A 13,510-nucleotide genomic window follows, 5' to 3' on the forward strand; every position below is an offset into this window, starting at 1 on the left:
CACGGCTGGCGCCGCGTCCGCCGCCGCAGCCTGCGGCGCAACGGCGCCCCTCTGCACCTGCCCTGCACCGCCATGAACCTCCGCCGCGCCGAACGCCTCCTCGCCTGACAGGCGACGCGCGCCCCCCGGCCTGCCGCCAGACACCGAAACCGAACACAAAGGCCGCTTCCAGGCCGCCCTCACACCTGCCTCACCCGATCGGGCGCGTTTCGCAGGGGTCTCCGCGGGGGGCTCCAAGGGCTCAGGAGGGGGCGCGCGGACGGGGGATCATTTTCGAGATTTGGCACCGAAAATTGCGATCCGTCGAATATAGTCAATCATCCAGAAAATCTCCCCAGGAAATTTCAAAAAATAAAATTTATGCCACCTTATTAGGAAGCAAATATGCCTTCCATGACTGTTGAAACAATATTGTGGCCATTACCTTTAGGTAGTATTGGACTTTGATCAATAATTCATTATCGTTCTTTGTGTCCAGGTCGGGAGGGAAGCGCCATGAGGGAAGTGTCACCGTTCCGGTTCTCCGTCGCCGAGAAGTGCGCGCTCGCCGCGTCGGCGCTCGCGGGGGTCGGAACCACCCTCGCCGTCGTCCGGCCCGGAACCGGCTGGGCTGCCCTCGCCGCGATACCGTTCGCCGCGTCCCTCTGCTTCCTCGCCGTTGCGGCGCTGCGCCAGCGAGGACGGCGGGCGGTGCGCGAGAGCCCACCCCGGATGCTTGTCGCGCCGGACAAGGCGCGGGTCCCAGTTGCCCTTCGCTGGAGCGAAACCGTGCCGACGGCCTGAGGCGCTCGCCGACAGGGCGGGCGGGGCATGGCCAGAGAAGGGCGCTCCCCCGGCGGCAGGATCCCTGGCCGGCCCATGCGGTGCGGCGCCCGCCCCGTCCCGGCGGATCGGCGCCTCGGCCTCACCCTTTCCGCGAGGCAGAGGAGGAGAAGATGACGCGCAATCCCGCCAGGCGGCCGGCCGGCGCCCTGGCGCGCGGGATCCGGCGTGCTCTCGGCGATCGCCGCGGCGTAAGCAGCCTCGCGATCGCTGCCACCGCCAGCACCGTGCTCGGCTTCGCCGCGCTGGCGACGGATGCCGGCGGCTGGCTCCTGGCGCGGCGCGCCGCGGTCACGGCCGCCGACAGCGCCGCGATCTCGGCGGCGATCGCGATCTCCTACGGGCGCGGGGCGAGCGGTGCGACCGAGATGGCGCGCGACGTCGCCCGCCGGAACGGTTTCCCGGTGCGGCCCGGCACGACGGTCAGCGTGACCACCCCGCTCCCCTCCGGCCCTTACGCCAACGATCCCTACGCGGTCGAGGTGGTGATCGAGCAGGTCCAGCCGAGCGGCCTGTCCCGGCTCGTCTTCGGCCGCGACGTCACGGTGGCGGCGCGCGCGGTCGCGACGCTTGCGCTCACGACCGATGCCTGCGTGCTGGCGCTGACCGGGCCCCTGATCATGACGGGCCGGAGCACGACCGCCGGCCCGACCTGCCTCCTCGCCTCCAACTACAGGGCCGCGGACGCGATCCAGGTCGGCAACACGGCGACGGCGATCGCCTACTCGCTCTACAGCGCCGGCGGCTGCGACGGCTGCGCCAACCGTTCCGTCACGCTGGAGCAGCCCTTCACGACCTGGGCGCCGCCGATCGAGAACGTCTTCCAGTTCCTGGACCGCAAGGTCCTGCCGGGTTTCAGCGCGTCGAACCCCGCCACCTGCATGGCATCACCCGCCTCCGGCCAGATATTGCCGTATGAGGACAACGGCGGCCGGGCGTACTGCACCGATCTCGCGCTCAGCGGCACCGCCACCCTCGAGATGCGCCCGGGCACCTACTACTTCCACGAGGCGTCGTTGCGCATCCAGAGCGGCGTCGTCCGCTGCGTCGGGTGCGGCGAGGGGCGCGGCGTGACGATCGTATTCACCGGCAACAACCTGAGCAGGATCGGCGGTCCGGTCATCAACGCGACCGCCGACGTCCAGCTTCAGGCCCCGCGCGTGCCCCGCTCCGATCCCGACTACCGCGGCGTGCTGTTCTTCCGCGATCCGCGGGCCCACAACAACAACAGCGGCAACCCCGCGGTCGTCATGAACGGCGGCGCGAAGCAGGTCCTCGAGGGCGGGATGTACTTCCCGAACGCCTACGTCCGCTACAACGGCGGCGACCAGGTCAGCCCCTCGCAATGCACGGTGCTGATCGGCGGGACGATCGACCTGTCCGGCTCGGGCGTGACGAACGTGAACATCACCAGGTGCCCCGAGCTCGGCACGCCGATCCCCCGCCGGCGCGTGCCCCGGCTGGTCGGCTAGAGACGATCGCGGACGGCGGGGAACAGCCGGGCGCGTGAATCCGCCCGGCAGACAACGAGGCGGGGCCGTTGCCGCGCGCACGGCCGGGCGGCAACGGCTCCGGAGCGGCGCCGGGCGCGGGCGGGCCGTCGCGCGCGTCCCGCCGCGGGCCGGCGGGCCGGCCCCTCGGGCGGTCCTGCCGTTCGGATGCCGCGTCAGGCTGCCCGCACCAGCACGTGGCGCTTGCGGCCGACGGAGAGCTTCACCGGACCGGCTGCGACCATCTCCGCGGTGAGCGTCGCGGTGGGGTCCGTGACCGGCGCGTCGTTCAGGCGGACGCCGCCCTGCGCCACCAGCCGCCGCGCCTCGCTGTTCGACTTCGCAAGGCCCGCCCGCACGAGCACCGCCGCAACCGGCGCGCCCGCCGCGAGCATCTCCGCGGGCAGCGTCACCGAGGGCAGGGTCTCCGCCGTCTCGCCCTGTTCGAAGGTGCGGCGCGCCGTCTCGGCGGCGAGTTCCGCCGCGGCGCGTCCGTGCCGCAGCGCCGTCGCCTCGGTGGCAAGCACCTTCTTGGCCTCGTTCACCTCCGCCCCGCGTAGCGCCGCGAGCCGGCGCACCTCCGCCATCGGCAGCTCGGTGAACAGGGCGAGGAAGCGGCCCACGTCGGCGTCGTCCACGTTGCGCCAGAATTGCCAGTAGTCGTAGGGCGACACCCGCTCCGGGTTGAGCCAGACCGCGCCCGCCGCGGTCTTGCCCATCTTGGCGCCGCTCGCCGTGGTGATCAGCGGCGTGGTCAGGCCGAAGGCCTCGGCGCCCTCCAGCCGGCGCACCAGGTCGGCGCCCATGATGATGTTCCCCCACTGGTCGGACCCGCCCATCTGCAGGATCACGCCGTGGCGCCGGTAGAGCTCCAGGAAGTCGTAGGCCTGGAGCAGCATGTAGTTGAACTCGAGGAAGGACAGCGGCTGGTCGCGCTCGAGCCGGAGCCGCACGCTGTCCATCGTCAGCATCCGGTTGACACTGAAGTGCCGCCCGATGTCGCGCAGGAAGGGGATGTAGAGCAGCGAATCGAGCCACTCCGCGTTGTCGAGCATCAGCGCCTTGCCGGGCCCGAAGTCGAGGAAGGCGTCGAAGGTGCGGCGGATGCCGGCCTTGTTGGCCTCGATCTCCGCCTCGGAGAGCAGGCGGCGCGCCTCGTCCTTGCCGGAGGGGTCGCCGACCTTGGTCGTGCCGCCGCCGATCAGCACCACCGGCCGGTGCCCGGTGCGCTGGAACAGCCGCAGCAGCATGATCGAGAGCAGGTGGCCGACGTGCAGGCTGTCCGCCGTGCAGTCGAAGCCGATGTAGGCGGCGACCGGGCCGGCCTTGAGGCGCGCGTCCAGCGCCGCGGCGTCGGTGATCTGGTGGATGAAGCCGCGCTCCTGCGCCTCGCGCAGGAAGTCGCTGGTCGGGGCGGCGCTCATGGCGTAGGGGCTCTCGGCGGCAGTCTCTGGACCCGGGCGGGAGCGGCTAGCACGGCATGGGCATGCTGAGAACCATCGGCCTGATGAGCGGCACCTCCCTCGACGGCGTGGATGCCGCCTGGGTGGAGACGGACGGGGCGCGGATCGGCCGCCTCGGCCCGCGCCGGACCCTGCCCTACGACGCCGCCCTGCGGCGCGACCTGCGCGCGCTGCTGGACGCGGCGCCCGGCCTGCGCGGCGACGAGCCGGAGCTGGCCGATTGCGTCCGCCGCCTGACCGAGCGCCATGCCGAGGCGGTGGCCGCGCTCGGCGCGCCCGCCGACCTGATCGGCTTCCACGGCCAGACCATCCTGCACCGTCCGGCGGCGCGGCGGACCTGGCAGATCGGCGACGCGGCGCTGCTGGCGCGGCTGACCGGGATGCCGGTCGCGTTCGACTTCCGCGCGGCCGACGTTGCGGCGGGCGGGCAGGGGGCGCCGCTCGTGCCGGTGGTGCACGCGGCGCTGGCCGAGCCGCTGGCCAAGCCGCTCGCGGTGCTGAACCTGGGCGGCGTCGGCAACGTCACCTGGATCGGCGCGGACGGGGCGCTGCTCGCCTTCGACACCGGGCCGGCGAACGGGCCGCTCGACGACTGGGTGCAGCGCCGCGCGGGCCTGCCCTTCGACCGCGACGGGGCGCTGGCCGCCGCGGGCCGGGCGGACGGGGCAGTGCTGGCGCGGCTGCTCGGCCACCCCTACCTCGCCGCGCCGCCGCCCAAGAGCCTCGACCGGCTGGACTTCCACGCGGCGCTGGAGGCCGCCGGGATCGGCGCGCTCTCGCCCGCCGACGGCGCGGCGACGCTGGTCGCCATCTGTGCCGCCTGCGTTGCGGCCGCGGCGCGGCATTTCCCGGCGCCGCCGCGGCAGTGGCTGGTGAGCGGCGGCGGGCGGCGCAACGCGGCGCTGATGCGGGCCCTCGCCGAGGCGCTGGCGGAGCCGGTGCGGCCGGTGGAGGCGGCGGGCTGGGATGGCGATGCGCTCGAGGCGCAGGCCTTCGGCGTGCTGGCGGCGCGCGTGGCCCGCGGACTGCCGCTCACCTTCCCCGGGACCACGGGGGCGCCGCGCCCGCTGCCGGGAGGGCGGATCCAGCCGCCCCCCTGACCGGGCCGGCGCGGCGCCGCTTGGCGCGCGGCGCTCAGGCGGAGACGTTCCAGATGTCGCGATGCTACCGCCAGGCGCCGTCCTGGCGCTTCCAGACGACCATGTACTGGATCCGGACCGCGCCGCTCGCCGTGCCGACCTCGCCGCGCCCGACCTCGTAGGCTGTGTCGCCGGCCGCCTCGGCCTCGAAGGGTTCGAGCCGGACCGAGGTGACGCCAAGATCCTGCTCCACCTGGCGCCAGAACGCGCGGATGTTCTCGATCCCCTCGACCATGGCGCCGTCGGGCGGGAGGAGCCTGGCGTCGGGCGTGTAGATCCGGTCGAGCGCGGCGAAATCCCCCTTCCCGACGACCTCCTCCTCGAACAGGCGATTGACCTCGCGCATCGCGCGGAGGGCCGCTTGGTCGGCCATGGTGGCTTCCTCCCTCTCGGTTCCGCCGCTTCCCGGGCGTGCCGGCCGGGAAGCCGTGCCGGTGGCGGGCGCAACGGTCAAAGAGGAAGGCGGGGCCCGGCGTCACGTTTCCGCAAGGCGCGGCGCGCGCGACGACCGCGGCCTGCCGTGCCGCCCGCTGGCGGCGGAAAACGTGGCCGGCCGCGGCGTGGCCGTCCGGCGGTGGCCGGATGAGGGGGAGCGCCGCGCCTCAGTCCGCGGCGAGCGGCATGCGGCTGCGGTTCAGCGCCGCCTGCACGTGGTCCTCCGCCATGTCGGCGATCGTCGCGGTCTGCTCCGGCGTGAAGACGTGGCCCGCGCCCGGCAGGACACGGTAGTCGAGCCGGATGCCCTTCTGCGTGTTCAGCTTCTCGACCAGCTTCCGCACGCTGCCTTCCGGCACCAGCTCGTCCTCCGCGCCGTGCACCACGAGGCCGTTGCACGGGCAGGGGGCGAGGAAGCCGAAATCGTAGTGCGAGGCGGGCAGGGCGACGGAGACGAAGCCGCTCATCTCCGGCCGGCGCATCAGGAGCTGCATGCCGACATAGGCGCCGAAGGAGTAGCCCGCGACCCAGAGCGAGGACGCGTTCGGGTTGACCGCCTGGAGGAAGTCGAGCGCCGCCGCCGCGTCGGAGATCTCGCCGATGCCGCCGTCATAGCGCCCCTGGCTGCGGCCGACGCCGCGGAAGTTGAAGCGCAGCACCGAGAAGCCCATGTCGCGGAAACGCTCGAACAGTCCGTGCACCACCCGGTTGTTCATGGTCCCGCCATGCAGGGGGTGGGGGTGCAGGACGAGCGCCACCGGCGCGTTGGGCTGCTTGGAGTGGTGGTAGCGACCCTCGAGCCGGCCGTCCGGTCCGGCGAACATCACTTCTGGCATCGTCGCGTCGCGTCCGGTTCTCTTCGCCGCGTCGGCCCGCTCCGGCAGTCCGGGGAGGCGCCGGCGACAGGCCGGCTGCGCCTCGCGCCGGGTCCTGTCGCCGCTCCGGACTCCCAGGCGCACCGCCGCCTGGTTGGAACCCGACTTGCCGATCCGGTGCGTCGGCCGGACGCGGCGCCCACCCTGCCGCGTGCGGCGCCGTGCGTGGCCGGCGCGGGCTTCTCCCGGCCGACTGCGCCCGGGCCGGACCACATCCGGCCCGGAACCGGCCGGCGCATTGTTGACTGGCGAGGTCGGGAAACCATAATTCTCCCTGCGGCACAGCGCCTAACCGCGGTCCGCCGACCAAGCGTCACATGCTCCGGTCACACCGAGATCGGCCCCCGGATCGGGTTCCCGTCCCGGGGGCGCCGGGAATATAGGGACCGGCGCGCGGTTTTCATAACGGATTCAGGGCATGACGGTCATTCGACTGTGCATGGCAGCAATGCCGGCGCCCACCGGCGGAGGCGGGGCATGAGGCTTTCGACCCGCGGGCGCTACGCCGTCATGGCGCTGGCCGAAATGGCCGCGCGCGGCGCCTCGCCGAACGGCGGCGGCCCGCTGCCGCCCCCCGCCTGCCTCGCAGACATCGCCGCCGCGCAGCAGTTGTCGGTTGCGTATCTGGAACAGCTCTTCGCGAAGCTGCGGCGCGCCGGCCTCGTCGTCTCGGCGCGCGGGCCCGGCGGCGGCTACCGCCTCGCCCAGCCGCCCGGCGCCATCGCGATCGCCGACATCGTGGACGCGGTGGAGGAACCGATCATCGCCACGCGCTGCGAGGGCGGCTCGTCCGGCTGCCTGGCCGGCGGCCAGCGCTGCCTGACGCACGACCTGTGGCACGAACTCGGCGCGCAGATCAGGCACTTCCTCGCCGGCGTGACCCTGGAGGACGTGGTCTGCGGCCGGGTGGCCGGCCGCGCCGCGCCGCCGCTGCCGCCGCTCCAGGCCGAGGACCGGGTGCCGGCGGCCGGGCCGGAGCCGCTGGCCGCGGCCGCGGCGGCAGGCGGGGACTAGTCTTTCGATGCCGCGCGGCGAGGCCGGCGCGCACGCCGAAACCTATCTCGACGCCAACGCGACCGAGCCGCTCCGCCCGGCGGCGCGGGAGGCGGCGATCGCCGCGTTCGACCTGCCCGGCAACCCCTCCTCGGTGCACGCTGCGGGCCGTGCGGCGCGGCGCCTCCTGGAGACGGCGCGCGAGCAGGTGGCGGCGCGTTTCGGCGCGCGGCCGGCCGGGGTGGTGTTCACCGCCGGCGGCACGGAGGCGAACGCGCTCGCCCTCCACGGCCTCGGCGCCGGGCGCCGCCTCCTGGTCGGCGCCACCGAGCACCCCTCCGTCTGGGCGGCGGCGCGGGCGGTCGCGGGGGAGGCCGTCGTCACGGTGCCGGTGCGGAGCGACGGCCAAGCGGATCTCGAGGCGCTCGCCGCGCTGCTCGCGCGGCCGGCCGCGCCGCCGGCGCTGGTCTGCCTGATGGCGGCCAACAACGAGACCGGCGTGCTGCATCCGCTCGCCGAGGCGGCGGCGCTGTGCCGGGCCCACGGCGCGCTGTTGCACGTGGACGCGGTGCAGGCGGCCGGGCGCGTGCCGGTCTCCCTCGCCGCGCTCGGCGCCGACAGCCTGGCGCTCTCCGGCCACAAGCTGGGCGGGCCGAAGGGAGCGGGGGCCCTGCTGCTGCGGCCCGGCCTCGACCCGGCCCCGCTGGTCCCGGGCGGCGGGCAGGAGCGCGGCCGGCGCGGCGGGACCGAGCCGCTGCCGGCGATCGCCGGCCTCGCCGCCGCCGCCGCGGAGGCGCTGCCCGAGCGCGCCGCCGCCCTCGCGGCGCTGCGCGACCGGCTGGAGGAGGGGGTGCGGGCGCTGGCGCCCGAGGCGCGGATCGTCGGCGCCGCCGCGCCGCGGCTGCCCAACACGAGCTGCATCCTGCTGCCCGGCGTGCCGGCGGAGACGCAGGTGATCGCGCTCGACCTCACCGGGGTGCGGGTGTCCGCCGGCGCCGCCTGCTCCTCCGGCAAGGTGGCGCGCAGCCCGGTGCTGGAGGCGATGGGCCTCGGCGCCGCGGCCGGGGAGGCGATCCGCGTCTCCCTGCCGTGGAACGCCGGCGGGGCGAGTGTGGAGCGCTTCCTCGCCGCCTGGGGGGCGATGCGGGAGCGGCTGCGGCGGCGGGCCGCCTGATGCAGCGTCTGAACGGCAGCGCCGCCTGAAGGCCGGTCGCGGGCGGCCGGGCGGAACGCCCCGGCGGCGGCCTGGTGCGCCGCGGCATGGCGGCCGCGCACCGGGGCATCTTCCGCCGGCGGGGGCCACGTTCCACATTCGCGCCATGGCCGCGCCGAATCGCCCCGTCTATCTCGACAACCACGCCACCACGCCGCTCGATCCGCGCGTGCTCGCCGCCATGCGGCCGTGGTGGGAGGAGAACTTCGCCAATCCCGCCTCGGTCGAGCACGCGCTGGGCCGCGCCGCCGAGGCGGCGGTGGAGGAGGCGCGGGCGCAGGTCGCCGGGCTGATCGGGGCCGAGGCGCGGGAGATCGTCTTCACCTCCGGCGCGACCGAGGCCAACAACCTGGCGATCAAGGGCGCGGCGCGCTTCGCGGCGGCGCAGGGGGACGGGCGGAAGCGGATCATCACCCTCGCGACCGAGCACAAATGCGTCCTCGAGAGCGTGCGCGCCCTCGCCGCCGAGGGCTTCGAGCCGGTGGTGCTGCCGGTCGGGCCGGACGGCCTCCTCGACCTCGACCGGCTGCGCGCGGCGCTCGCCGAGGCGCCGACGCTGCTGGTCTCGGTCATGGCGGTGAACAACGAGATCGGCGTCATCCAGGACCTCGCGGCGATCGGCGCGCTCGCGAAGGAGGCCGGGGCGCTGTTCCACACCGACGCGGCGCAGGGCGCGGGGCGGATTCCGCTCGACGTCGAGGCGATCCGCGCCGACCTGCTCTCGCTCTCCGGCCACAAGATCTACGGGCCGAAGGGGATCGGTGCGCTCTACGTGCGGCGGCGGCCGCGGGTGCGGCTCGCGCCGCTGTTCTCGGGCGGGGGGCAGGAGCGCGGCCTGCGCTCCGGCACCCTGCCGACGCCGCTGGCGGTGGGGTTCGGGGAGGCGGCGCGGATCGCCGCCGCCGAGGGGGCGCTGGACGCCGGCCGGATCGCCGGCCAGCGTGACCGCTTCCTCGCCGCCCTGCGGGCCGCGGTGCCGGGCCTCGCCCTGAACGGCCACCCCGAGCGGCGCGTCGCCGGGAACCTGAACCTGACCTTCCCGGGGCCGGTCAGCGCGCAGGCGATCATGGCGGCGGCGCCCGCGGTCTGCGTCTCCACCGGCTCCGCCTGCTCCTCGGCCGAGGTCGAGCCCTCCTACGTCCTGCGGGCGATCGGGCTGCCGGAGGAGCGGGCGCGCGCCACCTTGCGCATCGGGATCGGCCGTTTTACCTCCCCGGCCGACGTGGACCGGGCCGCCGCGGCGCTCGCCGCCGCCTGGCGCCAGGCCCTGAGCGAGGCTTCCCGAGACGCGGCGGAGTGACGATGCCCCGGATGACCTTCATCGAGCGCGACGGCACGCGCCGCGAGGTGGACGCGCCGCTCGGCCTCTCGGTGCTGGAGATCGCGCACCGCCACGGCATCGACATCGAGGGCGCCTGCGAGGGCTCGCTCGCCTGCTCGACCTGCCACGTGATCGTGGACCCGGGCTGGTACGGGAAGCTGGCGAAGCCAACCGAGGACGAGGAGGACATGCTCGACCTCGCCTTCGACCTGCAGGAGACGAGCCGGCTCGGCTGCCAGATCATCATGACCGAGGCGCTGGACGGGCTGGTGGTGAAGCTGCCCAAGGGCACGCGCAACGCGATGGGCTGAGGGGAGCGGGACACCGTGGCGCGGCCGTGGGAGACCGGGTTCGGCGCCGAGGGCGGGCTCTACCGCCGCCTGCGCGCCGCCTGCGCCGCCGAGTGGGAGGCCTACACCTGGCATCCCTTCGTGCGCGCGATCGCCGACGGCACGCTGCCGCTCGCCGCCTTCCGGCGCTACCTGATCCAGGACTACCTGTTCCTGATCCACTTCGCCCGCGCCAAGGCGCTCGCCCTCTTCAAGGCGGAGAGCGTGGAGGCGATGCGCGCGAAGGTCTCCGACATCGGCGCGATCCTCTCCGAGACGCTGATGCACCTGCGCTACTGCGAGGGCTGGGGCATCTCCCAGGCCGAGGTGCTGGCGACGCCGGAGGCGGCGGAGACGGTCAGCTACACGCGCTACGTCATCGACCGCGGGCTCGCCGGCGACATCCTCGACCTCGAGGTGGCGCTGGCCCCCTGCACCGTGGGCTACGCCGAGGTGGCGCTGCGCATCGAGCACGACCCCGGCCGGCGGCGCGAGGGCAACCCCTACGAGACCTGGATCGCCACCTACGCCGCGCCCGGCTACCAGGCGCTGGCGCAGGCGGCGGCGGCGCGGATCGACGCGCTCGGCGTCTCGCACGGCGGCGAGGCGCGGTTCCCGATGCTGTCGGCGATCTTCTCCGAGGCGGCGCGGCTGGAGGCGCGGTTCTGGCAGATGGGCCTCGACGCCGCGCGCGGCGCGGCGCCGGAGTACGAGAAGGCCCGCCGCTGATGCGCGCGCCGCGCCCGGGTCGGGGATAGCCATGCGCATCCTCGTCGCCATGTCGGGCGGCGTGGACAGCTCGGTGGCGGCCGGCCTGCTCGCCGAGCAGGGCCACGAGGTGATCGGCGCCACCCTGCAGCTCTACGACCACGGCGCCGCGACCGGCGCGCGCAAGGGCGCGTGCTGCGCCGGCCAGGACATCCACGACGCGCGGCGCGTCGCCGACGCGCTCGGCATCCCGCACTACGTGCTCGACCGCGAGGAGCGCTTCCGCCGCGCGGTGATCGAGGACTTCGCCGACACCTACGCGCGCGGCGAGACGCCGATCCCCTGCGTGCGCTGCAACCAGACGGTGAAGTTCCGCGACCTGGTCGGGCTCGCCCGCGACCTCGGCTGCGAGGCGCTGGCGACGGGGCACTACGCGCGCCGCGTCGAGGGGCCGGACGGCCCCGAGCTGCACCGCGCCGCCGATCCCGCGCGCGACCAGAGCTACTTCCTGTTCGCCACCACGCGCGAGCAGCTCGCCTTCTGCCGCTTCCCGCTCGGCGAGTTCGCGTCCAAGGCGGCGGTGCGGGCGGAGGCGGCACGGCTCGGCCTGCCGGTGGCGGAGAAGCCGGACAGCCAGGACATCTGCTTCGTCCCGCGCGGCAACTATCACGAGCTGGTCGAGCGGCTGCGGCCGGAAACGGGCGCGCCGGGCGAGATCGTGCACGCGCTGGAGGGGCGCGTGCTGGGCACGCACCGCGGCATCGCCCGCTACACGGTGGGGCAGGGGCGGGGCCTCGGCGCCGCCGCGCGGCAGGGCGAGGAGCGGCTGTTCGTGGCCGGCATCGATGCGGGGCGGCGGCGCATCCTGGTGGCGCCGCGCGGGGCGCTGCCGCGGCGCGAGGTCGTGGCGGGCGAGGTCAATTGGCTGTGCGCGCCGCCCGCGGCGCCGCTCGCCTGCACGGTGAAGCTGCGCGCGCGCGAGGCGCCGCAGCCGGCGCTGGCCCACTGGGACGGTGCGGCGCTGCGGCTGATGCTGGAGACGCCGGGCATCGCGGCGCCCGGGCAGGCGGCGGTGCTCTACGACGGCGAGCGGGTGCTCGGCGGCGGCTTCATCCGTGCGGCGCAGGCGGGCGCGGAGGCGCCGCGGCGCGCGGTGGCGTGACGGTTGACAGCGGCGGGGGCGGCGCCTAACTCCGCCGCGTTCTGCGTCCCTCCGGCGGCGTAGCTCAGCTGGTTAGAGCACGGCACTCATAATGCCGGGGTCGGCGGTTCGAGCCCGCCCGCCGCTACCACGGATCCCTTCCGGGCCTTCCTATCGAACGTCAGGGCAGCGCCGGGCGCTCCGGGCCGGCTCCGGCCCCGGGATCGCTCCCGCCCGGGCACCATCCGGGCAGCCACGCCGGCCTTGCGATCGCCGCTCCGCGCGCCGGGCCCGGCGATGCGTGGGGGAGCGCCCGCGCCGCGCCTTCCGGCAAGGAGCGCCGCAGGTCATGCGCGCGGCCGGAAGCAGGCGCGTCTCGCCCGCTGCGCGTCGCGGAACCGGGAGGCGGTCCGCGACTCCGGCGGCGAGCCGAACGGGCGCGCCGCCTTGCGCCGGTCAGGGGAGCGATGCGGCGAGCCCGAAATGGCGCCGCCAGCGGGCAGCGTCCAGCAGGCCCGTGATGTCGCGGGCGCGCGCGATGCGCACCGCCAGGCCATCGCCGCAGGCGACAACGGGGCCCTGCTCCGGCAACGCGACGAGGCTGCCGGGGGCAAGGGCCGTCGGGCCGGCGGGCTCGGCCCGCAGGACCTCGACCGGGCAGCCGGCAGGCGTGTCCATGCGGGCGACGTAGGTCGGGGACCGGAACGGCTCGTAATTCCCGGCGCGGACATGGCGGATGACGAGATCCGCCGGCCACCGCCAGTCGATCCCGCCCTCCGGCGCGTCGCGGCGCCGGTAGAGGCGCCGGCGCGAAAGGTCCTGCGGCACCGACGGCAGGGTCTCGCCGGCGGCGATGCGCCCGACGAGCGCCGCGAGGAGATCGGCGCCCTCCGCCAGCGCCCTGCGGAACAGGGACAGGCCGGTGTCGTCGTGGCGGATCGGGAAGCGCCGCGCGGCGACGATCGGGCCGGCGTCCACCCGCGCCTCCATGCGATGCACGGTGACCCCGTAGGCGGTCTCGCCGTTCCGGATGGCCCACTGGTGGGCGTTCAGGCCCGCGTATTCCGGCAGCGGGCCCGGATGGCAGTTCAGCGCCCCTCCGCCGAAGAGCGCGAGGAGCGGCGCCGGCAGGAGGACGGTGGCATTGATGCAGAGGAGCCAGTCGGCGCCGAGCCGGCGCACGCGGGACAGGCCGGCCTCCTGCGCAAGCAGGTCCGCTGCGACGATCTCGACGCCGCCGCGACCTGCCGCCGCCGCCTGATGCGGCGGCCGCGTGCAGGCCAGCGCGGCGAGGCGCGTCCCCGGCGCCGAGGCCACCGCGGCGGCGACCTTCGCCGCCGCGAACCCGTCCCCGACGACCAGGAACGAGGTCATTCGCCTCGCCCCTCACCAGGAACCGACCCGGCGCGCCGGGAACCGCTCCGCGTGCGGTGGTCCGGCGTCCCTCCGCCTGCCGGCCGGCGGCGCCGGGGGGCGAGGCCCGCGGCCGCGCCGGCTCGCGCGCGGTCCGGACGCGCAGGCGCGCTCTTCCGGCCATGCGGTCGTGCCCGCGACGGGCGGCCTGATCCGCGGGCGGGCCGA

13 protein-coding genes and 1 tRNA gene are annotated in these 13,510 nt (G+C 75.1%); 10 read left to right on the plus strand and 4 right to left on the minus strand.

The window, feature by feature from the left end; genetic code table 11:
• Nucleotides 1–495: 495 nt before the first annotated feature.
• Both K1J50_RS04155 and K1J50_RS04160 read left to right on the plus strand, forming a co-directional pair.
• Entirely contained in the window at nucleotides 496–783 is a 288-nt protein-coding gene (locus K1J50_RS04155) for a hypothetical protein (RefSeq protein WP_220116181.1), read from the plus strand.
• A 152-nt stretch (nucleotides 784–935) separates the two neighbouring features.
• Nucleotides 936–2,294, plus strand: a complete 1,359-nt coding sequence (locus tag K1J50_RS04160; protein ID WP_220116182.1) for a hypothetical protein — start codon at nucleotides 936–938, stop codon at nucleotides 2,292–2,294.
• A 194-nt stretch (nucleotides 2,295–2,488) separates the two neighbouring features.
• On the opposite strand, the gene tyrS is transcribed toward K1J50_RS04160, so the two are convergent.
• Nucleotides 2,489–3,736, minus strand: coding sequence for a tyrosine--tRNA ligase (gene tyrS / locus K1J50_RS04165; protein WP_220116183.1), 1,248 nt, complete (start codon nucleotides 3,734–3,736; stop codon nucleotides 2,489–2,491).
• 65 nt (nucleotides 3,737–3,801) lie between these two features.
• Here tyrS and K1J50_RS04170 point away from each other — a divergent pair, with 65 nt between their 5' ends.
• A complete protein-coding gene (locus K1J50_RS04170; RefSeq protein WP_456304550.1) occupies nucleotides 3,802–4,875 on the plus strand; it encodes an anhydro-N-acetylmuramic acid kinase in 1,074 nt (357 codons plus the stop codon).
• A 64-nt stretch (nucleotides 4,876–4,939) separates the two neighbouring features.
• Here K1J50_RS04170 and K1J50_RS04175 read toward each other — a convergent pair whose 3' ends face one another.
• Nucleotides 4,940–5,287, minus strand: a complete 348-nt coding sequence (locus K1J50_RS04175; RefSeq protein WP_220116184.1) for a YybH family protein — start codon at nucleotides 5,285–5,287, stop codon at nucleotides 4,940–4,942.
• A gap of 229 nt (nucleotides 5,288–5,516) precedes the next feature.
• The gene (locus K1J50_RS04180; protein ID WP_220116185.1) at nucleotides 5,517–6,185 is read right to left on the minus strand and encodes an alpha/beta hydrolase; all 669 of its coding nucleotides are present in this window, start codon (nucleotides 6,183–6,185) and stop codon (nucleotides 5,517–5,519) included.
• A 516-nt stretch (nucleotides 6,186–6,701) separates the two neighbouring features.
• On the opposite strand from K1J50_RS04180, the gene K1J50_RS04185 reads away from it, so the two are divergent.
• The 7 genes from K1J50_RS04185 (at nucleotide 6,702) to K1J50_RS04215 (ending at nucleotide 12,080) form a co-directional block, all read left to right on the plus strand.
• Nucleotides 6,702–7,238 carry an Rrf2 family transcriptional regulator gene (locus K1J50_RS04185; RefSeq protein ID WP_220116186.1) on the plus strand — a complete coding sequence of 179 codons (537 nt, stop codon included), beginning with the start codon at nucleotides 6,702–6,704 and terminating at the stop codon, nucleotides 7,236–7,238.
• Nucleotides 7,239–7,245: 7 nt separating this feature from the next.
• On the plus strand, nucleotides 7,246–8,391 hold the full coding sequence (locus K1J50_RS04190) for a cysteine desulfurase family protein (protein WP_220116187.1): 1,146 nt from the start codon (nucleotides 7,246–7,248) through the stop codon (nucleotides 8,389–8,391).
• Between the two features lie 145 nt (nucleotides 8,392–8,536).
• The gene (locus K1J50_RS04195; RefSeq protein ID WP_220116188.1) at nucleotides 8,537–9,730 is read left to right on the plus strand and encodes a cysteine desulfurase family protein; all 1,194 of its coding nucleotides are present in this window, start codon (nucleotides 8,537–8,539) and stop codon (nucleotides 9,728–9,730) included.
• A gap of 2 nt (nucleotides 9,731–9,732) precedes the next feature.
• Nucleotides 9,733–10,062 carry a ferredoxin family 2Fe-2S iron-sulfur cluster binding protein gene (locus K1J50_RS04200; RefSeq protein ID WP_220116189.1) on the plus strand — a complete coding sequence of 110 codons (330 nt, stop codon included), beginning with the start codon at nucleotides 9,733–9,735 and terminating at the stop codon, nucleotides 10,060–10,062.
• A 15-nt stretch (nucleotides 10,063–10,077) separates the two neighbouring features.
• The gene (gene tenA, locus K1J50_RS04205) at nucleotides 10,078–10,809 is read left to right on the plus strand and encodes a thiaminase II (protein ID WP_220116190.1); all 732 of its coding nucleotides are present in this window, start codon (nucleotides 10,078–10,080) and stop codon (nucleotides 10,807–10,809) included.
• A gap of 31 nt (nucleotides 10,810–10,840) precedes the next feature.
• Complete coding sequence (gene mnmA, locus K1J50_RS04210; protein ID WP_220116191.1) at nucleotides 10,841–11,950, plus strand: tRNA 2-thiouridine(34) synthase MnmA; 1,110 nt, start codon at nucleotides 10,841–10,843, stop codon at nucleotides 11,948–11,950.
• Nucleotides 11,951–12,003: 53 nt separating this feature from the next.
• A tRNA-Met gene (locus K1J50_RS04215) sits at nucleotides 12,004–12,080 on the plus strand.
• 305 nt (nucleotides 12,081–12,385) lie between these two features.
• Here the strand turns inward: K1J50_RS04215 and K1J50_RS04220 are convergent.
• Complete coding sequence (locus tag K1J50_RS04220; protein ID WP_220116192.1) at nucleotides 12,386–13,303, minus strand: methionyl-tRNA formyltransferase; 918 nt, start codon at nucleotides 13,301–13,303, stop codon at nucleotides 12,386–12,388.
• Nucleotides 13,304–13,510 lie beyond the last annotated feature (207 nt).

The sequence above is a fragment of the Caldovatus aquaticus genome (assembly GCF_019458025.1).
Lineage (GTDB): Bacteria > Pseudomonadota > Alphaproteobacteria > Acetobacterales > Acetobacteraceae > Caldovatus > Caldovatus aquaticus.

Coding starts and splice junctions, on each gene's coding strand:
- K1J50_RS04155 (WP_220116181.1), top strand. CDS start 496: ATGAGGGAAGTGTCACCGTTCCGGTTCTCCGTCGCCGAGAAGTGCGCG.
- K1J50_RS04160 (WP_220116182.1), top strand. CDS start 936: ATGACGCGCAATCCCGCCAGGCGGCCGGCCGGCGCCCTGGCGCGCGGG.
- tyrS (WP_220116183.1), bottom strand. CDS start 3,736: ATGAGCGCCGCCCCGACCAGCGACTTCCTGCGCGAGGCGCAGGAGCGC.
- K1J50_RS04175 (WP_220116184.1), bottom strand. CDS start 5,287: ATGGCCGACCAAGCGGCCCTCCGCGCGATGCGCGAGGTCAATCGCCTG.
- K1J50_RS04180 (WP_220116185.1), bottom strand. CDS start 6,185: ATGCCAGAAGTGATGTTCGCCGGACCGGACGGCCGGCTCGAGGGTCGC.
- K1J50_RS04185 (WP_220116186.1), top strand. CDS start 6,702: ATGAGGCTTTCGACCCGCGGGCGCTACGCCGTCATGGCGCTGGCCGAA.
- K1J50_RS04190 (WP_220116187.1), top strand. CDS start 7,246: ATGCCGCGCGGCGAGGCCGGCGCGCACGCCGAAACCTATCTCGACGCC.
- K1J50_RS04195 (WP_220116188.1), top strand. CDS start 8,537: ATGGCCGCGCCGAATCGCCCCGTCTATCTCGACAACCACGCCACCACG.
- K1J50_RS04200 (WP_220116189.1), top strand. CDS start 9,733: ATGCCCCGGATGACCTTCATCGAGCGCGACGGCACGCGCCGCGAGGTG.
- mnmA (WP_220116191.1), top strand. CDS start 10,841: ATGCGCATCCTCGTCGCCATGTCGGGCGGCGTGGACAGCTCGGTGGCG.
- K1J50_RS04220 (WP_220116192.1), bottom strand. CDS start 13,303: ATGACCTCGTTCCTGGTCGTCGGGGACGGGTTCGCGGCGGCGAAGGTC.